Origin of the sequence: Xanthomarina sp. F2636L, assembly GCF_026410195.1 — a bacterium.
Taxonomy (GTDB): Bacteria; Bacteroidota; Bacteroidia; order Flavobacteriales; family Flavobacteriaceae; genus Xanthomarina.
In genome coordinates this window covers 108557-131453 of sequence record NZ_JAPMLM010000058.1, presented here as the reverse complement: position 1 = coordinate 131453, position 22897 = coordinate 108557, and the positions used below count along the sequence as shown (strand labels likewise).

Below are 22897 nucleotides of genomic sequence, written 5' to 3'. Positions count from 1 at the left end.
CTAAAGATATACCAAATATCTGATTAAAATAAAATTGTCTAAAAAGATTTAACACTCTGGTAATACCAATGTATTAGCATGCCTTATTCCACATATTTCAACAGACTGACGTTCAAAAGCTTTATTATTTTTCCTCTTTATTATTATTTTTAATCTGCATGGTGTTTTTACTAAAATCCAATGTGCGAATTGGAAAAGGAATATTAATGCCTTGTTTGTCAAAATTACTTTTAATAAGTTTTATGGCTTTATGTGTTTCTTCATATTTTTCTTTGCTCTTTACCATGTCAATCCAAAAACGCGTGATAAAGTTTATAGAACTATCTCCAAATTCAGTAAAGAAAAATTCAACTTTCTCTCCTTCTTTTTGTTCGAAATTTTCAGAAATAATACGTATAACTAGATCCTCAACTTCTTGCAAATTGCTTTCATAACCTATACCACAACTTACTGAAATTCTACTTCTTGGACTTAGAGAATAATTAGTAAAAGCATTATCAACAAATTTGGAATTTGGAATAATAACGTAATTATTATCTGGTCTACGAAGTACTATGTTACGCAAACTAATTTCGGATACAAAACCCTTTACGCTATCTGTTTCGATATAATCGTTGATTTTTATTTTTGGCATAAACGACAAGATCAAACCTCCAAAAGTATTACTTAAAGTTCCTTGTAAAGCTAAACCAATAGCAAGACCTATAACTCCAGCACCAGCTAGGATACTAGTTAAAACCTTATTAAGTTCTAATACACCAAGAGCTATAAAAAACCCTACTAAAATAACAATCAAGAAGATTATTTTAGAAACTATTACCTGAATAGATTTTTGATTGATACTTTTTAATAAGTATTTTTTAAAAACCTTTTTAACAACTTTCGCTATAAAATAAAACAGAATCATGATTAAAATAGCCATGATTAGATTTGGCAATTTTAAAATGATGGCTTCCATCCAGCCGTCTAATTTGTCCCATAATTTACTAATAGCGTCTTCTACTGAAAATTTATTTTTCATATTTAAAATTTATAACATCTTAGTTAATAAAAAAGTGGCCAGAATCCATAGTATCAAACTAAGACCTCCACCTATATATAGGAAATGCTTGAAACGATAATTTCCTATTCCATAAATTAATGAATTTGTTTGGTAACCTACTGGGGTAAAAAAACTAAAATTGGCAGCAAACATGACTGATAATATAAACGGTTTAAAATCCAAATTCATACCATAAGCTACAGAAATAGCAATTGGCGTCATTATTATAGCCGTAGCATTATTACTTACAACCCCACTCATTATCATAGTAATAAAAAATAAGGTTCCTATAATTATATAGTTAGGTTGATTGTGTAAAACGCCTAAAAGTTTTTCTGAAATCCACATGTCTGTTCCCGTATTATGCATAGCCACTCCCAAGGGGATCATTCCTGCTAACAAGAAAAATATTTGCCAATTTACTTTTTTATAAATGGTATTGAGGTTTAAATTATTAGTAACTAATAACAAACTAATTCCAGTTAAAGCACTTACCATTATGGATAGCAACCCAGATGCAGCCATAGCAATTACTAGTAAAAGTACAAAGAATGTAAAATATCTTTTTCGTTTGGAGGTTTTGCTAATTTTGTCCAATTGCTGTAAAACAACCACATTCTCCATGGTTTCTAAAGCAAACTGTTTTTCTTTTGAAATTTCCACTAGCAACCTATCTCCTGCTTTTAATGCCAACTTATCCTTGCTACTATGTACCATTCTCTCGTTTAAGTTTACAAGTGTCTTCCTTTTTTTTATGGCTATCGGAATGGCATCTTGTATCATAAAACTTCTTAAATTCCCTAAGGTTTTCCCTAATAAAGAAGCTCCGGGTAGCATTAGTAGTTCAACAAAAATACGCTCGTCTAATTCTGGTTCTTTGATATCTGAATCTGTTTTTGTACTATCTAAAAAATTGCCTTCGCTGTAACTTTCATTTTCATGAATGATACTCATGTTTTCCGATTTGCTAATGCGTGTTAAATTTTCTAGATCGCACATTAAAAGCAATTCATCTTCTGCTTTAAGAGAAATGTATTTTCCGGGAGAATTATGAGAATGGTTATTTCTTGTAAGTCTTAAAAGCGATACATCTGGATTATTATACAAGAAACTATCACTAATTTTTTTTCCAACTAATTTTGAATTGGGAGTTACCCTTACACTGGTAATGTAATTATCTATTTTATAATCTTTATTAAGGTTTTGTTTATCTCCCCAAGGCAGCCAAGGCAATGAAAATGTTAGATAGATTATTGAAATACTCAGAAAAATAAGTCCCAACAAAGAGAACTCAAAAAAGCCCAATTTTTCTGCACCAAGATTTTTAGATACAGAATTAACAATTAGGTTTGTTGACGTTCCCATTAAGGTACAAGAACCTCCTAAAATGCCTGCAAATGAAATGGGGAGTAGAAGTTTTGATTGTGAAATATTATATTTTTCGGAGAGTTGGTTTATCATTTTAATAAAGACTATAACCACAGCCGTTGTACTAATAAATGCTGAAATACCAGCTGTAACAAACATAAAAATGGGTGCCATAATAAAAACCGGTAAAGATTTAATTCTACCCATTCCAGATGTTAACCAATTAATAACGCCATTTTCTTCCATGGCTATGGCTAATATCATAAGTGCCAGAACAGCAATAGTTGCTGTATTAGAAAACCCACTTATGCCTTCTTCTGGAGTTACTAATCCTAATAGAATGAGCAACACAATAATAAAAAAGGCAATTTTATCCATTGGAAAAATCTCAAACACAAAAAGCACTACAGTAATAAGTAGTACTAAAAACATTAAAATAATTTCCCAACTCATCTGTTAATTTATTAGTGTTTTTAAAGCCTGTCTCTTGTTATTAAAATTAATAAATTAACCTGAAAATTTTTTAATTATTTTTTATTCGAAAAGTTTAGAGGTTTGATGAATCCTTTAATATTCTCTGGCTTCAATTACTAATTTCTTTAGTTTGTCTATTTCCAAAGACTTGCCATAAATTTCCTGATCTGGATCCATAATATTAGAATCGCTTAAACTCCCAACATAATATGCATCAAAACCTATATCTTCAATAAGTTGCTTTCCAATAGTTTTGCTTTCTTCATCCTGAGCAGCAAAAGGAACAGATAACTTGTTATCATGTCTAAAAGCTTGATTCTTTAAATCCTCTGCTTTAATAGTATTAAACGCTTTAATGGTTTTTGCTGTGTTAAATTTCATAGCTGTGTATTCTGTAGCGTTGTAATTGGCATTCCTAACTTCTTGAGCCATTTCTCCATCACGTTCAGGGTAGGGATTTGTGGCATCAATTATAACTTTATCGCCATATTCTCCTGCATATTTTTCTGAAATTTGATCTATTGCCTTAAATGGGGTTGCTAATAGATAGGCATCTGCATTCGCTTCAAAAGCTTCAGTAACACTAACTGCTTTAGCATTATTCCCTGCTTCATGCGCTAAATGGTCAAGTTCTTTAGGGTGTCTTGAACTAAAAAGCACTTCATGTCCTGCTTTGGCCCAATGTTTTCCTAAATTACCACCTATATGTCCACTTCCTATAATTCCTATTTTCATCATCTAATATTTTAAAATTAATTTTATTTGGGATTCCACTCATCTTTAAATGCAAATTCTTGTTGAGAAATCCTCATGCGTTTAGCTGTTTCTTGTTTTTGTAATTCTTCTGGTAAATCTTCCAAATCTCCACCATAATAACCTATGGCAATTGCCGTAGAGATATGATAACCTTCAGGAACATTAAACTCTTTTTGTGCTTTCTCCCAATCAACTCCAGCCATATGATGAACTGCAATTCCTAAATATTGTGCTTGCACTGTCATTGAACCTAAGCTTAAACCTAAATCGTGTAAAGCATGAAAATTTTCTTTACCGTCTTTGGTCTTTTCTTTATAAACTGAAAACATTAGAACAGGTGCATTCTTAGTCCACGATTTATTAAAATCGCTTAAACAATTATATATGTTTTTAAAAGCTTTCGTTCCTTTTTCGGCGTATATAAAACGCCAAGGCTGTAGATTATTTGAGCTTGCAGACCAACGTACAGCTTCAAAAAGCTGTTTTAAATGCCTTTCTTTTATTGCTTCTTTTTTAAAAGTTCTAGGGCTATAACGTTGTTTTAATAATGCAAATATTTCATAATCTGTATCTGCTATATTCTCTAATCTTATTTGTTCGGCTAAATTCATCATCCCCTTTTTTCTGTTTAGTTATACTGCAAATTATTAATTAATTGAAGAAATTTTTGACTTAAAGCAAAAAAATCTTAATTCAAACCACTATTATGTGCGCTTAAAACTAAAAAATCTAAAAGAATAATTTAAGAATTTATCCAATCTCCTCTTTATTAGAAGCATATTCTTTTTTATAAATTCTAACAATTATTAAGGACAAACTAACCAATAAAGGACCAAATATTAATCCAATAAATCCAAATAAAGGGATTCCTACTATAACTCCAATTAAGGTTATTAATGGATGTACATTATCTAATTTTTGAAGCACAAACAAACGTATAATATTATCTGTAGAACCAACCACTACAATACCATATATTAAAATCCCCCATGCTTCAAAATCATTCCCACCAGACATGGTTAAAATAAAAACTGGAATGGTTCCTAAAAGGTTGCCCACAAAAGGAATCATGGATCCAATGGTTACTATAATAGCCCAAAAAAACGGACTTTCTATTCCGAAAATTAAGAACCCAATTAATGCCACAATCCCTTGTGCAACTGCTACTAAAGGAATACCAATAGCATTAGCTTTTACCATTTGCCTTGTTTCTTTTCCTAATATTTTTAAATTATCCCTACTTATAGGAATATAATCCATTAAAGATTCTTTAAGTTGTTTTCTATTGGTTAACATATAAAATAACAGAAAATACATGATGGCAATAGCTATGGCTGAATTGAACGTGCCACCTGCAAAATTTTGCAAGTGTTCAGACAACCAGCTTGAAATTGCCGTAGCATCTATTTGAGACGTCAAATCAAATCCAAAACGGCTCTCTAATTCTCCCAATTGCGTTTTTATAACTTGGGTTACTTTCTCTGAATTTTTAGCAGCTTCACCTATTTTGTTTCCTAACATTAAAATTGCACCAGCTATTGGAATTAATATTGAAACAAATGAAAGAAACATTAAAAATACGGCTGCAAAATTTGGGTTCCATCCTTTTCTAACCATTTTAGACATGATTCCTTTTAGCAACACATATAAAGTAATTGCACCTAAAACTCCTGAGAAATAAGGTATCATTTCTCTAAAAATTAAAACTCCTATTAAAACTATTAAAAGAAGAAGAAAGACTTGTCTTATTATTTTTGAGTTAATCATTTGTGATAGTTAATGTTAGTATATTATTTAATTTTCAAAATAAAGATAGCATATTAATTGTTGCGTAGCGCGATAATTAATTCAGACTTATCCATTTTAGATCGTCCTTTAATACCTACATTTTTTGCTTGTTCATATAAATCGCTTCTTGTCCTCTCTTCATACGGTTTTGCTTTACCTCCTTTTTTACCAGCATCTGGTGTATTTGAAATCCTAGCAGCTTTTTCTTTGCTGTAGCCTTTATCTTTTAAAGCTTCATATTGCGCTTCATTTTTTATAGCTGAACTATCCATAATAATTATTAGTTTTTTCTTTAATTGTTATTCTTCTTAATCAGAATAAATCAAATATGGTTAGAAAGAATAAGTTTATTTAACACAATCAGAAAAAAGGTTACTCTCAATACAATGAGTGTTATTGGTGCAAGAAATTATTTTTTTGAGTTAAGAACAAAGATATAATTACGGTAAATTGTAATTATCAAAATAATATTAATTAAAAAAATAAAATCATGAACAAGGATCAATTAGAAGGTAAATGGAAACAAGTTAAAGGTGAATTTAAACAAAAATATGGTAAACTTACCGATGACGACTTAACCTATTCTGAAGGTAAATTTGACGAAATGCTAGGAAAACTTCAAGAGAAAACTGGTAAAACCAAAGAAGATTTAAAAAATGAAATTAACGATTGGAAAAGTTAATTATAAGAGTAAACTCTTAAAACTAAAATGCCTCTAATTTTTAATTAGAGGCATTTTTATATGTTAGATATTCTACTAAATATAAAAACTATATCTCTTACTTTTTATAATAATTTTATACAACTTCTTTTTTAAGATTTACTTTTTATATTAGACTGAATTCCTAGACCATAACGTTTGGCATAGACCCAAGTAAACTGGGCACCAAAGAATAAGATTAAGCAAGAATATGAAACCCAAAGTAGAATTAATACAATAGTTCCAGCTGCTCCATAAGTTGAACCTGGATTGGCTTCTCCAAAATAGAGTCCGAGTAAAAACTTCCCTAATACAAATAAAACTGAAGTTATTAAAGCTCCTATCCAAACGGTTTTCCATCTAATCTTTGCATCTGGCAGGAATTTAAATATCATAGCAAATAGAACTGTAATAATTCCAACAGACACTAAGAAATCCAACACAAAAGCAATATAAACTATTAAATCTGGAAGAAGACTTTGTATATATTCATTAAGTACTGATATGGCTGTTGTAACCAAAAAACTTATAAGAAGTAAGAACCCCATGGCTAATATAAATGCAAAACTTCTTGCGCGACTTAACAACATTCTACCAAAACTCATACTATTTTCTGAGCTTACTTGCCAGATTTGATTAAGAGAAAGTTGTAAGTGATAAAAAACACCCGTAGCACCAAAAATTAAGGTGACTATCCCTAAAATAGTTGCCAAAGTACTTTTATTCTCGTTTTGGGTTTCTATCATCATGGTTTGTATTGAATCTGCAGCATCACTCCCTAAAGCACTGGAAATCTCATTAGTTAATCTGCCTTGAACAATATCAACTCCCCAAACAGCACCAACTAGGTTGATAATAATTACCAAAAGTCCAGGCATTGAAAGTACAGCATAATAAGCAACAATAGCACTTAATCGAAATGGATTAGAAGCATCCCAAGCTTTATAAGTTTCAACTATTAGCGAAGGCAGGTCTTTAATTTTAAATTTATTTGAATTTGTTAGAACCATAAGTATTATATCATGCTTTTTATATCGCTTCCCCAAGAAGGATAGGTAAATATCATATTTTTAATATCATTTGTTGTCATTTTTTGATGCATAGCCATCGAAAATAAATTAATAGTTTCAGCTGCATGAGGTCCAAGAATGTGAGCACCAACAATGTGATTATTTCTTTTATTCACTAGAATTTTATAAGCATAAACCGAAGCTTTTATGCGTTTGGCATTATACCAATTTGGGACGGATTGATAATTTACAATTAAGTCTTTATATCTTGTTGTTGCCTCTTCTTCACTCAAGCCTACAGTTGCCAAGTTTGGCAAGCTAAACACCACAGAAGGCACAATAGGTGTTTCTATTTGTTTTTTATTACCATGTAAAATATTCTCAGCTACTACTTTTGCTTCAATTCCTGATAATGGAGTTAAAGGCAAGCTATGATCTGACACATCTCCACAGGCATACACATTAGGATTACTTGTATTTTGCAAATATTTGTTTACCGAAACTCCTTTTATGGAATAATCTATATCTCCTTTTTCTAAATGTAGATTAGCTATAGCTGGAACTCTGCCTGCTGTATTAAACACCAGTTTAGCTTTTAATGATGTTTCTTCATTTTTTATTTTATAAATTATTCTATAATTGGTTCTTAATTTCTCTATTTCTGTCACTTTAGCATTAAAAATAAACTGGATTCCCATTTTCTCAGATTCGCTAATAAGCTCTGAAACTAAATCAGGATCAAAACCATTTAAAGCTCTACTCCCATGATCTAAAATGGTAACCTTACTTCCATTTCTAGCTGCTATATGTGCAAATTCCATAGCAATGTAACCTGCACCTATAAAAACAATTTCGTCTGGAATCTGTTTCATTTTAAGGAAATAATCTGAAGTTTTCAATAAGTTATTTCCTAAAACTTTTAAAGTTCTAGGAATCTGTCCAGTAGCAATGACTATTTTTTTTGCTTTAACGGTTTTACCTTCAACCGAAAGTGTGTTTTTATCAATAAATACAGGAGATTGATGATATCGTTTTACCCCTAACTTCTCCAAAATTTTCTCTGTTTCCAAAGGGACCCTATCTGTAAATGTTCTTTTGAAGTTTTGAAGTTTTTCCCAATCTAAATTTGGAACAGAGGTGATTCCTTTTCCTTTTAAATTTAAAGCATGCTGATAAACTTCGGTTGGACCTAATAGTACTTTTTTAGCATCGCAACCTCTATTCGCACAGGTGCCTCCATACTCTCGATTATCAGCTATGGCTACTTTTAAATTTGCTTTTGCACATGACTTAGCCACTAATTGTCCAGCAACACCACTACCTATTACAAAAACATCGAATTCTATGATTTTCATATTATAAACTTAATATATTATAATTCTCTGGCTTGACTGTAAACAAATTTTACTTAACTCTATTCATTTTAATGTAACTTTCACTTATTCTATAAAAAAAGGTTGACAAACCGCCAACCTTCTTTATCTATAATTTAATTCTTTTTTTTATTTAAATGGGTGAAATTCAAATTTCTGTCCACTTACAGATGTATCTGCCATTAATCCTACTTTTGGCATCGCAAAAACTAAAACGTTATCGCTATAATTAACATCTTTTGAAACTCCTTTATCTGCTGCAATTGCTGAAGCTCTGGCAGAAAACTCAAAGTTTCCTTCTTTAAATTCTTTTAAAGCTTTTTCAGTTTCAAAAAAGATTACCTCAATAATCGATTCTCCACCAACTTGCAAGCCTACACTTAATTTTTTTAAATTGGCCATCCCAATAATGTGTTCGTTTTCATATACAACACCATTTCCCATTGCACCACCAATAATTAATGCCCCCTTTCCAATGTTAGGAAAAATAACATATCCAGCAGAAGTATCAAAGAACTTTTCTAAGCCTGGATCTTTCTCCAACAAGGTAGCTTTGGCATTTTCAGCATCTGAAATAACTTGTTTGTCTTTGTCGTTTTGGGCAGTTACTCCAACTGATATAAATAGTAGGCAAACTGCCATTAGTGTTTTAATAGTTTTCATAATTTATGTTTTAAAATGTTATAGTCAAACATATTTAAATTATAGAAAAAACAATGACTTGATTAATTTATATCTTAGCTCAAATAAATAAACATTAGACTGTTTGTGAATTATAAAACAAAAAGGGAACCTGATTTAGATTCCCTTTTTGTTTTATAAGTTTTTATGATTTTTACTTGAAAAACCTTTTTGCTAATAAAAACAAGCCATATTTACCAGCTGATTTAAGAGCATATTGAATCCAATTTGCAGGTTTTAAATCTTCTTGAAATTCATTTTTTAAAAATTTCAATTCTTCCCAAGCTATTTTTCGCTCTAGATCTAAATGCTTTAATTCTGTTTCTATGTCTTCGAAAGATTGATATTGTTTCATGTGTTATGAGTCAAAAAATTTAGTAGATATCCTTTTTATAATTTTCTTATCGATAAACTTCCTATTGTAATAGACAATAACTGTTAAAATTATAAAAAGTAAAGATACAATTAGATAGCCCAATGCTAAATTTTCAAGCCATTGTCCTATTGCCAAAGCTGAAGCAAAGGCTAAGAAAAATAAAGCTATAAACAACAGACCTCCAATAATTAGTGCTTTAGATATATAACTAATAGACACACTAATCTGTTGAAAAACTTTTAACTTAATGTACTCCTGGGTTTTTTTAGCATAAGTTTCTCCTGCATCTGCCATTTTACCAGATGTATCATTTATGGATTCAAAAATATTCATTCAAATTAAGATTTTTGATACTTTTTGTTTTTGGCTTTAAGGTCCTTTAACGTTTTTTCCAGAGTGGTAATCACATCTTCTGTTTTATGACTCACATTACTAACAATATCCTCTATTTGTTCGTCTAAGGTTTCTTTTTTACTTGAAACTGTATCAGCCACTTTATCTCTTAAATGATGTGCTTCTGCAGACACTCTGTCTCTAGCTGATGCAGCTTCATCTGCTATACGTTGTCTTGTGTTTGAACCTTTGTCTGGGGCAAATAAAATTCCTAATGTTGCTCCAATGGCTGTTCCTGCCAATATTCCTAATAATGTACTACTTTCTTTTCCCATGGTATTTTAATTTTATAATTAATAATGTCTCTTTAAAATCAAAAAGTGAATCTTGTATAATTCTATATGCAATTTAATAAATGTCGCTGACATTTAAATAGTTCTGCTAATTGATTTAATATATAATACCATAGATTTTTTAATTTAGCACGCCAATTACAATTAATTTAACATTTGAGTATAAAAAAAGCTTGAGCGAACCCAAGCTTTTAAGATTATACAAAATGTATATTTATTTTATCTCAACCAATTCTAATTCGAAGGTTAAATCTTGACCAGCAAGAGGGTGGTTTCCATCAACTACAATATGGTCTTCGTTAACAGCAGCTACACGAAATTGATTTTCAGATCCATCAGGGTTTTTAGACGCTAATCCCATTCCTACTTCTGGAGCCATATCTTGTGGTAATTGTTCTTTTTTCACTTCGTGAAATAATTCTTTTTGAACATCGCCGTAAGCTTCATCTTTACCAATAACAACTGTTTTTTTATCGTTTACTTTCATCTCTAATACAGCTTTTTCAAAACCTGGAATTAACATTCCTTGACCAAGCGTAAACTCTAAAGGATCTCTTCCTTCAGAACTGTCAAAAACTTGACCACTGCTTAATTTTCCTGTGTAATGAACTTTTACTGTATCATTTTCTTTTACATGACTCATAAAATTGTATTTTTAAAATTTGGGCAAAACTACCAAATATTAGTCGGAAAACCATAGCACTCAGCTACCTTATTAAAATATTAACGTTTTTTTTATGGAGGCTCTAAAAACAAATTATTATTAAAGTAAAATTTTACCTACTTTTAATTTTTAGTATAAAAAACTTATGAAAGCTCTAAAAACCATTATTACAATTACATTATGTTTGGTTTTTGCTACTTCTTCCTATTCACAAACTTCAAAAAAGAAAAGTGTTTTTAGAGATTCTTTAGATAACAAACTGGATTTTAGCAACTTCTTAATGAATCCGAAAGGTTTTATTCCAATTATTCAACCTATTACAGAACCCGCTTTAGGCAATATTGGAGGTGTTATTTCTCCAGTTTTTATTAGTCCTAACAAACATCCCATTGAGGGTCAAGCTACTCCTCCAGATATTACAACAGCTTTTGGTGGCTATACGGCTAATAACACTTGGATGGTTGGAGCATTAAGAATGGCAACTATATCTAAATATAATTTAAAATATCAAGTCATGATGGCCTACTCGTCTGTTAATATGGATTTTTACAGAACACTACCTACAATAGGCGAAAAGACATATACTTTTAACTTTAAAGCTTTACCCATTTTTGTTTCGCTTTTAAAAGAAATTAATACATCTGGTTTTTTTATAGGTGTGGAATATTTATTTTTAAAAAATGAAGTTACGCCTGAATTTAAATTTGAAAATCTTCCAGAGTTTATTGATAATAAATCGTTAAAAAGCACCCTTAGCAGTCCTGGTCTGGTTTTAGAGTTTGATAATAGAGATAATATTTTCACGCCTGATAATGGTTTTTTAATAAACACCACCTATCACTTTAATGCCGATTGGACAGGAAGTGATTATGATTTTGGAAACTTAGAAATATCTGCTTTATATTATCATCAATTTACACCTAAGCTTGTTAGTGGATTGCGTTTGGGTTCTGAAATGCAGTTCAATAACGCACCGTTTTATACAGAGCCTTACATTAATTTACGTGGGGTTCCAAAAATGAGATATCAGGGTAAATCGACCTTTCTAATAGAAACAGAACAACGTTTTGATTTTTCTACCAGATGGAGTTTAATGGGTTTTGGAGGCCTTGCCAAAGCTGTTCTGGAAAATGTTTCTTTTAATGATGCCGAATTAGTTTATAATTACGGAACAGGATTTAGATACCTCATTGCCCGAAAGTTTAAAATACGTATGGGAATAGACGTAGCATGGTCTAATAATGATTTTGGCTACTATATTATTTTTGGCTGTGCTTGGAATAACAGAAAATAATTAACCAATACAAAACCAGTCTTTTGTTATTTGCTCTTCTATTTCAGGTTGTGTTTTATGAATGAATTCATTTTTTACTTTATCGTATGTATAATCTTCACCCCATGTTTCAAAATGAAGTGCAACTTCTTTTATAGCTTCACAAATAAAATCAATTTCAACATTTGTCATAGTAGGATGAATAGACATACGAACCCAACCAGGTCTTTCATTTAAAAAGCCTTTTAAGATTTTTTTCTCTATAGCTTTGGATGTTTTTTTATTTACATGCAATAAAAAATGCCCATAAGTTCCAGCGCAAGAGCAACCTCCTCTGGTTTGAATACCAAACCTATCGTTTAAAAGTTTAACAATTAGATTATAATGTGCTTGATCTATATAAAATGAAAAAACGCCTAAACGATTTTTATGCTCTCCTGCTAGCAAGTGTAGATTCTCTATTTTAAATAATCTCTCAAACACATGATTATTAATCTCATGTTCTCTTTCCAAAATATTTTCGACTCCCATTTTTTCTTTCAAATTAATAGCTAAAGCTACTTTTATAGTTTGTAAGAAACCTGGTGTTCCACCATCTTCACGGGATTCAATATCGTCAATATAATCATGATCTCCCCAAGGATTTGTATAAGCAACAGTACCTCCTCCTGGATTATCTGGTACAAGATTTTTATATAGTTTCTTATTGAATATTAATATTCCAGAAGCTCCTGGTCCTCCTAAAAATTTATGAGGAGAAAAAGTAATGGCATCTAAATATGCGTCTTGATCTTCGGGATGCATATCTATAGCCACATAAGGTGCAGAACAAGCAAAATCCACAAAACAAAGTCCGTTGTTTTGATGCATAATTTTAGCTACTTTGTGATATTCTGTCTTAATTCCAGTAACATTAGAACAGGCCGTGATTGCAGCTATTTTTATTGGCCGATCTTTATACTTGTCTAATAAATTATTCAAGCTTTTAAAACACATTAAACCTGTTTCATCGCAAGGAATAACCTCAACTTTTGCAATAGTTTCCAACCAGGAAGTTTGGTTAGAGTGATGTTCCATATGCGAAATAAAAATTACTGGTTTTAGTTCGGCAGGAATATCTGTATAAGGCTTTGCTGCTTCTGGTATTTTTAAACCTAATATGCGTTGAAATTTATTGATGGCTCCTGTCATTCCTGTGCCTACAGAAATTAAGACATCCTCATCGTTAGCATTTACATGTTTTTTAATAATATGTTTGGCCTCATGATATGCTTTAGTCATAGCTGCACCAGAAGTAGAAGTTTCCGTATGTGTGTTTGCCACAAAAGGACCAATAGTATTTAAAAACCTTTCTTCAATGGGTCTGTAAAGTCGGCCACTTGCAGTCCAATCGGCATAAAGCATATCCATTTTTCCATAAGGAGATTGGAATGTTTGATTTAAACCAATAATCTGCTCTCTAAAAGGTTTAAAATAGTTTTCTAAGTCAGAAATTTTATTTTTTGAAACTGTATCTGAAATTGCTTTACCCATGATTTTAAACATTTTATAATGAATCACTTTTAGCTAATTAGTTAAAAGTGACTCATTATATTAATATAAATGTACGAATTAAATAAGCATCTTTTTTAAAGTCTTTTATTCAAGTGGTTTTCCGTTTTCGTCTAAGGATCCAGATTTAACAATGATTAATTTATCTAAATCAATGTATTTTTTAATCGCTGCATTTACTTGCTCTAAAGTTACTGCTTCAATATCCTTGGAGTATTGATACATATAATCTGGAGATTGACCTCTTTTTACAAAATTTAAAATAGTTCCTGCTAAACCTGTAGTGGTTGCCATTCCTACTTTAAAACTACCAGTAATATTTGTTTTTTTAGCGTCTAGCTCTTCTTGTGTAATACCTTGGTTCACCCACTTCTCTAATTGTACCATAGTGGCATCTAAACCTTGTTGAAATAATTCTGGATTAAAAGAAGCTTTTACCATCCAATATCCTTTATTATAGGTATGTCCAGAATGTCCTGAACCTATAGAATAAGTTAAACCATCTTCATCTCTTACCGTTCTCATTAAACGACCTGAAAATCCGCCACCAAAAACACTGTTACCAATATAAAAAGGTAAAAAATCTTTATCTAATCTATTTAGTCCCGTAAACTGAGCAATAATCATTTCTGCACTTGGCTTTTCAGGAATGGTTACAATTTTAGTTTCAGCATTAACCTTTATTATTTCTTTTGAAGTTAATAATTGATCAACACCACCTTTCCATCCTTTAAAAGACGAAGATATAGCTTTGTATAAGGGTTTAGTATCAACATCTCCAATAGCTACTAAGTGCATACTTTTTGGTCCGAAGTATTTTTTATGAAATGCTTTTACATCCTCTATACTTGTGTTTTGTACTTCTTCAATTAAAGCCTCAATGGACGTTGCATAATTTGGATGTCCTTCAGGATAAATAATTTGCAGTAAAGCAATATTACCCATGGTTGAAGGGTCTAATAAACCCTGTTTTAATTGACCGATGTTTTGATCTTTGATAAGTTGAAACTCATCTTCGTCAAATAATGGATATCTCAACTCTTCTGCTAATAACTCAACAACCGTATTTAAGTCTTTTTTCAAACATTTAAAAGACATATTAACATTGTAACTATCTGCGCTTACTGAAATATTAACACCTAATTTTTCTATTTTTTGAGAAAACTGAATTTTATCGTTTTTAAGTGTTCCTTTACTCAATAACTGTGTAGTTAAAGATGGTACCATTTCATTATGTTCTTGGGCCAAATATTCTCCAATGGCAAAACTAGCCGCCACAGTAATAAAGTCTTTAGCTCCAGTTTCTTTTGAAATAACATCAATACCAGCAATAGTTTTACGTTCAAAGTCTTTGTCTTTGTCTTTCTCTACCTTCAAAACTTCAGCAGTTGTATTATTAGCTAATTTATGTGCTTCAAGGTCTGTTTTGGTATGCTCTGGATGTCTGTAATAAAACTTTCCAAATTCGTCTGCTTCAAAAACATTATTTGCTTCTTCTGCAGTCTCTTTATTAGCTCCTGGTATTACAGGAATAAAGTAACCAGTTGTACTTTGGTCTTCTACTAAATACGTATTTGCAACACGCTTAACATCCTCTGCTGTAACTTGAGCTAGTTTTGTATTTGCATTAAAGAACTCCTTCCAATCTCCAACTGCAATAACTTCTGTTAACTCGGCAGAAATACTAGCAGAACCATCTCTATACAAGATAGTTTCGGCATTAATTTTGGCTATAATTCTATCTACTTCTTCTTGCTTAACACCTTCAGTTTTAACTTGTTCTAAAATGTCTAAAACTTTTTTATTTAAGCTATCATGGTCCGATGTTGGTTCAAAACCTAAACCTATTGTAAATAAGCCTACTTCTTGAAATTGCGACGGACTAGCATAGCCATAATAAGCTAAACCTTTATCTACCAAATTTTTAGTTAGTAAAGAAGATGGACCACTACCAATAATTTCACCTAAAACGGTTAATGCTGGTAAATCTTCGTGTAATCTTCCTGGAATTTTATAGGTAACATTAATAACACCTTGTTGTCCTGCTTTTTTAATTACCACTTTTCTTGGACCGTATTGTTTAGGTTCTTCAGTTATTGGTTGAGGCATAACATGTGGTGCTTTAGAAATAACTCCAAAATGCTTATCAATTAACTGAAAAAGATTGTCTTTTTGAAAATCTCCAACTATAGTTAAAGTGGCATTATTTGGCCAGTAGTATGTATCGTAGAAGTTTCTTAGAGCTTCCATAGACATATTTTCTATGTCCGAACGCCATCCTATGGTAGAATGGTGATAGGTATGAGCCATATAAGCAGCAGCCCAAATTTCTTTTCTTAAAACACTATTTGGATTGTTTTCACCTCTTTCAAACTCATTTCTTACAACCGTCATTTCGGCTTCTTTATCTTCTTTTAGCAATAGAGAGTTACGCATTCTATCTGCTTCAATATCTAAAGCTATTTCAATCTTATCGCTTGGAATTGTTTGATAGTAGTTGGTTCTATCATTCCAAGTAGTCGCATTCATTTGTGCTCCTATGGAAGTTAATTTACTATCTATAGAAGTTCCTTTAGTTTTATTAAACTTTTCTGTTCCTTTAAACATTAAATGTTCTAATAAGTGTGTAGAACCCGTGTTTCCAGAAACTTCGTGTTTAGAACCCACACGATATACTATTTGAACCGTAACTACTGGTGCAGAATTATCTTGAAGTAATAAAATTTCCATCCCATTAGGTTGGTATAGATATTCTTCAATTTCTCCCATTTCTGATACCTTCTGAAATTTGGAATCTAATTCTTGAGATACCATAACTAATGGTAAAAAGAAAATGGCAAATAATATGTGTTTGCTAAATTGTTTTAAGTTGTTCATATTTAAATATGTTAAAGTGACATTTACAAAAATAAATAACTCTTGAAAATGAATGATTTAGGAATGATTTTTAAAAACGAAGTGACATTAATAAAATGACAATTCTTAATAATACTTATACGTTTTAAACATTATCAGACCAGAGAGCAGATGCTCTCTAATCTAATAAATAAACTAAAACAATGGATTAAATATTAAGAGAATTAAATAACTCTATTAATTTTTCTTCTGAAGGTCTAGGCGCATCGTAATTAACAATGTTTCCATTAGGATCTATAAGGATAAACCTCGGGATTCCATAGATAAAATAATCTTTAACAAATTGCGATTCGAAGTCGTTATCTGCTAACAATTGAATCCCGCTCATATTTTTATCTTTAATCATGGCTCTCCATTTCTTTTCGTCAGCTATTCTGTCGATAGAAAGACTTACAAACTTGATATTTTTATCGTGATATTGCTTTTCTACTTTTTCTAAAAATGGAATTTCGTATTTACATGGCGCACACCAGGTAGCCCAAACGTCTATATAAACATAACTCCCTTTATAATCTGATAAAGAGTTTGTTCCTCCTTTATAGTTTACATAATCTACAAATTGAGGAGAAGGATTTCCTTTTCCTAAAGTTTTGTTTATGGTTTGTTGCTCTTTATGTTGAGCGGTTATTTCTTCTTTAAATTTATCTAAACCTAATTTTTGATCTAATACAAATGTTGAATCTAAGTCTGTAGCTTTGGCTCTTAAATCATTTTTTAAAAACTCAATATAGGTATCGGTTTTTTTATCGAAATCTGCTTTATCTAAACTTAGATAGTCTTTATAATTCTCACCAAATAAATCAGTTGTTTTAGCCGATTTTATTTTTAAGAAATTACTTTCGTTTGCACCATTTCCTGAAAACTTAAGGCTAGTATTAAAATCTTCGGTATTAAATTCTGTTTTAACATCCATATTATTTTTTAAAAATATACTAAAGATGTTTTTATAAACTGCCGTGAATGTAGCCGGTTTTTCAATTTTAATAGTATCATTAAAATTCCCTTGTTCATCAACATCAACCATTATGGTTCTGTTAGCAATAGGATCAAACAAGCGTAAATTTAAACTATCAATTGGATTGGTAATTTTACCTTCCAAAATTAAATAGTCTTTTGGTGATTGTTCTTGTTTACAAGAGACAACAAGTAATACTATTATGGCTATTATACTAATATGTTTCATATATATTGTTTTAAAAGTTCATACTTGGTTATATATTTAATAACCAGGATTTTGACTCACATTGTTATTACCTATTCTTACCTGCGAAGGAATTGGTAATACATATTGGTTTTCTGAAATTACCGTTGGTTTTACTGTAGATATATCAATATCTCCCAACTTTGCATATCGAACCATATCGAACCAAGACTCGCCATTTTCAAAAAACAATTCTAATAATTTTTCTTGACGAATATCTTCTAAAATAGTTAAAGGATCTAAATTTTTAGCAGTTACACCTGCACGTAATCTAATTATATTCAAACTACCTAAAGCATCGGTTAGAACACCACCTGAACGTCTTGCTTCTGCTTCTGCGTGGATTAAAAATATTTCGGCTAAACGAAGATGATAAAGTGTATTTCCTTGTGAAGATACATTATCTAAAAAAGGGTATTTTCCATTTTGGTTATTTCCTTGTGTTACTTGAGAATAAGCAAAACTGAATCTTGGGTCGTAACCTGCACCTGTGCCAGATAGGTCACCATCTCCTACAACTCCAACTTGAGCATCTGATAAAGCTCTTAAGTTTTCGCTATAAGTAGTTCTATTTACCTGATTCATAGTACTACCTCCTTCATTTTCTGGACCAGAATATGGTGCAAAAATAACTTCTGAGGAATCAAAACTATTTGAAAAAATTGAAGAGTAAGTTGTTTCTAAAGCATAGTCCTCAACATTATTAATTACCTGATCAGCTAATATAGCTGCTCTTGGATAGTCGCCTATATAAAGAGATACTTTAGCTAATAACGCACGTGCTGCTAGGCTACCTGTAAAGTAATGAGGTATAAAAATAGGACCATTAGCTTCTGCATATTCTAAATCTTCAATAATATGATTGTAAACTTCTTGAACTGTGTTTCTAGGTAATGCAACAAGCTCTGAAGAGAATTGGTCTTTTATAACAATTCCAAGACTTGAATTTAGATCGTAAAACTGACCAAAATAACGTAGCAAAGTAAAGTGTGAAAATGCTCTTTGAAATTTAGCTTCTGCAATCATTTCTGTTTTACGCTCATCTGAAATACCTATTGCTTTACCAGCCTCAAGTTCTTGGATTAAAAAATTACTCTGATTTATAATTTTGTAATGTCCGTTATAAAGGTTTGCTAAAAATATATTTTCTACAGGTACTTGATTGGTATTGTAACCTGTGCTACCAGAAAGGAATCCGGTAATCATTCCTTCGTTTCCGTAAGCTGCCAGATAAAGTGGGAAGCCTCCTAAATCGAATTCTCTTCCTAAATCGTATACACTGTTTAAAACTTGTTGTGCAGAGGTTTCGTCTGTAATAGCATCTTCAGCTGGTAATTGATTGATAGGCTCTACGTCGTCTATACTACAACTTGTAACTATAGCTAAAAGAAATAAATAAACTAGACTTTTATATGTGTTTTTAAATGTTTTCATTTTTTTATTTTTTAAAATTGAACTTGTAAACCTAATGAGAATGATCTAGCTAAAGGATATGGATCCTCGTTGCTAACACTATCTATTATCCCACCTCTTTCAGAAAAAGTTTCCGGGTCTATTCCTGGCCATTTCGTCCAGGTTACCAGATTAGATCCTGTAAGCATTAAGGTTGCGTGATCTATTCCTATTTTATTCATTAAATTCTTATCTAAGTTGTAAGAAAGTTGCAGGCTTTTTAGTCTTAAATAAGACGTATCGTATAAATAACGGTCGGACACTCTACTACTAGCTGAAGGATCAAAGTACAATGCTCTCGCATATTGTGCATTTGGATTTTCTGGAGTCCAAGTATTTAAAGCGTATTCACTATACTTGTTTTCTCCCAAATTATTAAATGTTCCTAATGGAATGGAGTTCCAAACAGATTCTGCCCCTACCGAAAATTGGAAAAAAGCTGATAAACTAAAGTTTTTATATACAAATGTATTTGAAATACCCCCAAAGAAATCTGGTTCTATATCACCAATAATGGTTCTGTCTTCTTGTGTAATTTGTCCATCTCCATTAATATCTTCATACAGGTAATCTCCTGCTCCAGTTGAGAATTGATCGTAAAAACCTGTTGGAGAGTTTGCGTTAAGCGCATCTATCTCGTCTTGTGATTGGATAATTTTAACCACTTTATAGCCTTTAATCGTTCCTACTGGTTGCCCTTCCACAAAATAGTCTAGTTGATAATCGTTAATATTGGCTCCGTTAAGACTCACCAGTTTATTTTTATTAAAAGCCCAGTTAATATTTGCAGTCCAAGTAAAGTTCTTGTTTTTAATAATATCACCTCCTAAACTTACTTCTACCCCTTTGTTTGTTACATCCAATAAGTTAGAGTAGTATGTGCTAGGACCCAATTCTAATGGGATAGGAGCTTTTACTAAAGCACCATTGGTTTTTCTGGTATACACATCTAGTCCTCCACGTAATCTAGAATTAAATAAACCAAAATCTAACCCTAAATTTAACTCTTCGGTTGTTTCCCATCCTACATTAGGATTAGGAAAATTATTACCTAAAACCAAACCTGTATTACCTAAATAATTATCTCCAGAATTTGTTTCAATAAATTGGATATAAGCGTAATCTGATACATTTGTAGAACCTACACGTCCAATACTTGCTCTAAATTTTAAGGCATCAACAGTTTTAGAATCACTCATAAACTGTTCATTTGATATATTCCAACCAGCAGAAAGCGATGGAAAATATGCTCGTTTATTATCTGGACCAAACTTTGATGAGGTATCTGTTCTAAAATTAAAGGTGGCATTATATCTACCTTTATAATCGTATGTTAAACGAGAGAATAAAGAGTTTAATCCCGTTTCTAATTGCGTATGACTATATCCTAAAACAGTTTCAGCAGATGATGCGTTTGTTAGCACATCGTCATTAGGAAATCCTGTATAAAACTGACTTTTATTATCAAATTTTGTACGATCCCAAGCTGCTCCTACCATCACATTAAAGTGATTATCAGATAGTGTAAAATCGTAATTAGCTGTTAAGTTAGTAGTTAAATTGGTTACTAAACCTGTAGCCTCACTTAAAAAGGAATCGTTTTCAAAAAACACAAAATCGGTTTGAGTAATTTTTGGCACAAAACTACTGTTGTCTGTATAAAATACTGCAGAATTAACATCTGCCTTAATTTTTAGTCTATTAATAGGTTCTACTTCAATATAACCATTCCCAATAAAATTATATGCTTTATTAGTTGTTTTATTTTGTAAACGCATTAATGGGTTAGGCTCGTAAGTTGGAAAACCATACGTATAAACTTCTTGTCCAAACAATTGACCATTTTCATCATAAGCAGGTAAATCTGGTCTGGCTTGAGCAATAGATGAGTTTACAGTATATTGTCCAAACAAATCATCTTCACCTGAATTAGATTTTGTATGACCTACATTAACAGAACCACCAACAGTTATATATTTATTGATATCTGTATCTAAAGAAACTCCTAAGGTATATTGTGCTAACTCATCGTATATGGTTAACCCTTCTTGATCTATAAAAGACAAGCTTAAAGAGTAATTAGTTTTACTACTTCCTCCATTATAACTTAAATTAGCCTGGTTGGTAATAGCCATATCTCTAAATACTTCATTATTCCAATCTGTGTTAGCAGTACCAAAGTAATCCTCTCTTAACCCATCGTAGGTAACTTCAAAGGTGCTAAAATCTATATCCACATATCCAATATTTGCTAAATCGAAAGCGAAAAACGGATCCATTTGTCCAGCATTCATAGCATTCACACTATTTTGGATAAGCAAATCGTAAAATTCACGATATTGACTAGCATCTAAAACATCTACTGTATTTATAGGCTTTGCTATAGTTGTTGCATAAGAAAAATTAATGCTAGGTTCTTGATTACGCTTTCCTCTTTTCGTTTGAATGATAATCACACCATTTGCACCACGAGATCCATAAATAGAAGTCGCTGCAGCATCCTTTAAAATATCAAAACTTTCAATATCGCTAGGATTAATTGTTAATAAGGGATTGGCTCCGGCTAAAGCATCAATATTAAAAGGAACTCCATCGATAACATATAAAGGCTGATTTAACCCTCCTATATCTGAAAGTGGTGAAGTAACACCTCTAATATTAAGTCTTGCAGGTGCTCCAGGACGTCCACTTGCTTGACTAACTTGAACACCTTTGACTAAGCCACCTAAAGCTTTATCAAACCCAATAGACCCTGTAGCAGCCTGTATTACATTTCCTGGATCTATAGAAGATATAGCTCCACTAACGTCTTCACGTTTTTGTTCGCCATAACCAATAAGTACAATTTCTTCTAATTGACTTAAATCTTCTTTCATGATTATATTTATCTCATTCTCTTCTCCAACACTAATACGCTCTGTTTTATAGCCTAAAGAAGAAAACACCAAAATATTTTCACTTCCTTCGAGAACTATAGTATATCCACCATCAAAATTAGTAACAACACCTCTTTGTGTGCCTTCTACCACAATGGTAACTCCGGCCATGGGCATACCAGTTTCGTCTTTTACAATTCCACTAACTTCACGATCTTGAAACAAATTATCTTGCGCTTTTGAGGACTGATTTTTAATAACGATAGTATTATTTTGAGTAAATTCAAAATCGAAGGTTCCAGAAGATAGACTTCTTTTTAACAAATTATTTGCTTTTATTCTTCCTTTTCTTAACTCTACTTTAGGCAAGTTGTTAAACAGACCTTCTTGGTAGATAAATCTATAATCAGTTTGATTCATTATAATATCAAACACTTCATCTACTGTTACTGTTTTATCCATATCAATTGTTACTCTAGCATTTTGCGAAACAATTGTTGCTGGAGTAAAACTAAAAGCTGTAAAACAGCATAAAAGAACGAACAATTTCATAATCTGGATTAATAGTTTTTTTCTAAAGCTAAAAAAAACTGTCTTTAAGTTAATTTCCATAAATTTGCATATTATTTAATTGGTTAAACATTTAATTGATTAGTAATGAATTTTCGGGAATAAAGTATTATGCTTTCGACGGTCTAATCTTTGTTCCC

20 protein-coding genes are annotated in these 22897 nt (G+C 31.4%); 2 read left to right on the top strand and 18 right to left on the bottom strand.

From position 1 onward, the window contains the following. Positions 1 to 124: 124 nt before the first annotated feature. From OS191_RS04370 to OS191_RS04345, 6 genes are all read right to left on the bottom strand, one after another. On the bottom strand, positions 125 to 1021 hold the full coding sequence (locus OS191_RS04370) for a mechanosensitive ion channel family protein (RefSeq protein ID WP_267154497.1): 897 nt from the start codon (positions 1019 to 1021) through the stop codon (positions 125 to 127). 9 nt (positions 1022 to 1030) lie between these two features. Beyond that, positions 1031 to 2863 (bottom strand): SLC13 family permease, encoded by a 1833-nt coding sequence (locus OS191_RS04365; RefSeq protein WP_267154496.1) that lies wholly within the window; start codon positions 2861 to 2863, stop codon positions 1031 to 1033. Positions 2864 to 2977: 114 nt separating this feature from the next. Continuing rightward, complete coding sequence (locus tag OS191_RS04360; protein ID WP_267154495.1) at positions 2978 to 3619, bottom strand: NADPH-dependent F420 reductase; 642 nt, start codon at positions 3617 to 3619, stop codon at positions 2978 to 2980. A 23-nt stretch (positions 3620 to 3642) separates the two neighbouring features. Next, positions 3643 to 4254, bottom strand: coding sequence for a nitroreductase family protein (locus tag OS191_RS04355; RefSeq protein ID WP_267154494.1), 612 nt, complete (start codon positions 4252 to 4254; stop codon positions 3643 to 3645). Positions 4255 to 4390: 136 nt separating this feature from the next. Further along, positions 4391 to 5407, bottom strand: coding sequence for an AI-2E family transporter (locus OS191_RS04350; protein ID WP_267154493.1), 1017 nt, complete (start codon positions 5405 to 5407; stop codon positions 4391 to 4393). Positions 5408 to 5460: 53 nt separating this feature from the next. Next, positions 5461 to 5700, bottom strand: coding sequence for a DUF7218 family protein (locus OS191_RS04345; RefSeq protein ID WP_267154492.1), 240 nt, complete (start codon positions 5698 to 5700; stop codon positions 5461 to 5463). Positions 5701 to 5918: 218 nt separating this feature from the next. Between OS191_RS04345 and OS191_RS04340 the strand changes: the two genes are divergently transcribed. Continuing rightward, on the top strand, positions 5919 to 6110 hold the full coding sequence (locus OS191_RS04340; RefSeq protein ID WP_267154491.1) for a CsbD family protein: 192 nt from the start codon (positions 5919 to 5921) through the stop codon (positions 6108 to 6110). A 131-nt stretch (positions 6111 to 6241) separates the two neighbouring features. On the opposite strand, the gene OS191_RS04335 is transcribed toward OS191_RS04340, so the two are convergent. From OS191_RS04335 to OS191_RS04305, 7 genes are all read right to left on the bottom strand, one after another. Beyond that, positions 6242 to 7138, bottom strand: a complete 897-nt coding sequence (locus OS191_RS04335) for a YihY/virulence factor BrkB family protein (protein ID WP_267154490.1) — start codon at positions 7136 to 7138, stop codon at positions 6242 to 6244. Between the two features lie 5 nt (positions 7139 to 7143). Continuing rightward, entirely contained in the window at positions 7144 to 8493 is a 1350-nt protein-coding gene (locus OS191_RS04330) for a dihydrolipoyl dehydrogenase family protein (RefSeq protein ID WP_267154489.1), read from the bottom strand. A gap of 147 nt (positions 8494 to 8640) precedes the next feature. After that, complete coding sequence (locus OS191_RS04325; RefSeq protein ID WP_267154488.1) at positions 8641 to 9174, bottom strand: lipid-binding SYLF domain-containing protein; 534 nt, start codon at positions 9172 to 9174, stop codon at positions 8641 to 8643. Between the two features lie 172 nt (positions 9175 to 9346). Then, positions 9347 to 9547: a hypothetical protein gene (locus tag OS191_RS04320; protein ID WP_267154487.1), complete on the bottom strand. Its 201-nt coding sequence runs from the start codon at positions 9545 to 9547 to the stop codon at positions 9347 to 9349. A 3-nt stretch (positions 9548 to 9550) separates the two neighbouring features. Then, the gene (locus tag OS191_RS04315) at positions 9551 to 9901 is read right to left on the bottom strand and encodes a phage holin family protein (RefSeq protein ID WP_267154486.1); all 351 of its coding nucleotides are present in this window, start codon (positions 9899 to 9901) and stop codon (positions 9551 to 9553) included. A gap of 5 nt (positions 9902 to 9906) precedes the next feature. After that, entirely contained in the window at positions 9907 to 10236 is a 330-nt protein-coding gene (locus tag OS191_RS04310) for a YtxH domain-containing protein (RefSeq protein ID WP_267154485.1), read from the bottom strand. A gap of 232 nt (positions 10237 to 10468) precedes the next feature. Next, on the bottom strand, positions 10469 to 10897 hold the full coding sequence (locus OS191_RS04305; protein WP_267154484.1) for an FKBP-type peptidyl-prolyl cis-trans isomerase: 429 nt from the start codon (positions 10895 to 10897) through the stop codon (positions 10469 to 10471). Positions 10898 to 11063: 166 nt separating this feature from the next. Here OS191_RS04305 and OS191_RS04300 point away from each other — a divergent pair, with 166 nt between their 5' ends. After that, entirely contained in the window at positions 11064 to 12212 is a 1149-nt protein-coding gene (locus OS191_RS04300; RefSeq protein ID WP_267154483.1) for a BamA/TamA family outer membrane protein, read from the top strand. On the opposite strand, the gene OS191_RS04295 is transcribed toward OS191_RS04300, so the two are convergent. From OS191_RS04295 to OS191_RS04275, 5 genes are all read right to left on the bottom strand, one after another. Beyond that, positions 12213 to 13724, bottom strand: coding sequence for an aminotransferase class V-fold PLP-dependent enzyme (locus OS191_RS04295; RefSeq protein ID WP_267154482.1), 1512 nt, complete (start codon positions 13722 to 13724; stop codon positions 12213 to 12215). 105 nt (positions 13725 to 13829) lie between these two features. Continuing rightward, positions 13830 to 16619: a M16 family metallopeptidase gene (locus tag OS191_RS04290; RefSeq protein ID WP_267154481.1), complete on the bottom strand. Its 2790-nt coding sequence runs from the start codon at positions 16617 to 16619 to the stop codon at positions 13830 to 13832. 187 nt (positions 16620 to 16806) lie between these two features. Further along, positions 16807 to 17841 carry a TlpA family protein disulfide reductase gene (locus OS191_RS04285; RefSeq protein WP_267154480.1) on the bottom strand — a complete coding sequence of 345 codons (1035 nt, stop codon included), beginning with the start codon at positions 17839 to 17841 and terminating at the stop codon, positions 16807 to 16809. Between the two features lie 36 nt (positions 17842 to 17877). Then, the gene (locus tag OS191_RS04280) at positions 17878 to 19293 is read right to left on the bottom strand and encodes a RagB/SusD family nutrient uptake outer membrane protein (RefSeq protein WP_267154479.1); all 1416 of its coding nucleotides are present in this window, start codon (positions 19291 to 19293) and stop codon (positions 17878 to 17880) included. 11 nt (positions 19294 to 19304) lie between these two features. Further along, positions 19305 to 22739, bottom strand: a complete 3435-nt coding sequence (locus tag OS191_RS04275; RefSeq protein WP_267154478.1) for a SusC/RagA family TonB-linked outer membrane protein — start codon at positions 22737 to 22739, stop codon at positions 19305 to 19307. Positions 22740 to 22897 lie beyond the last annotated feature (158 nt).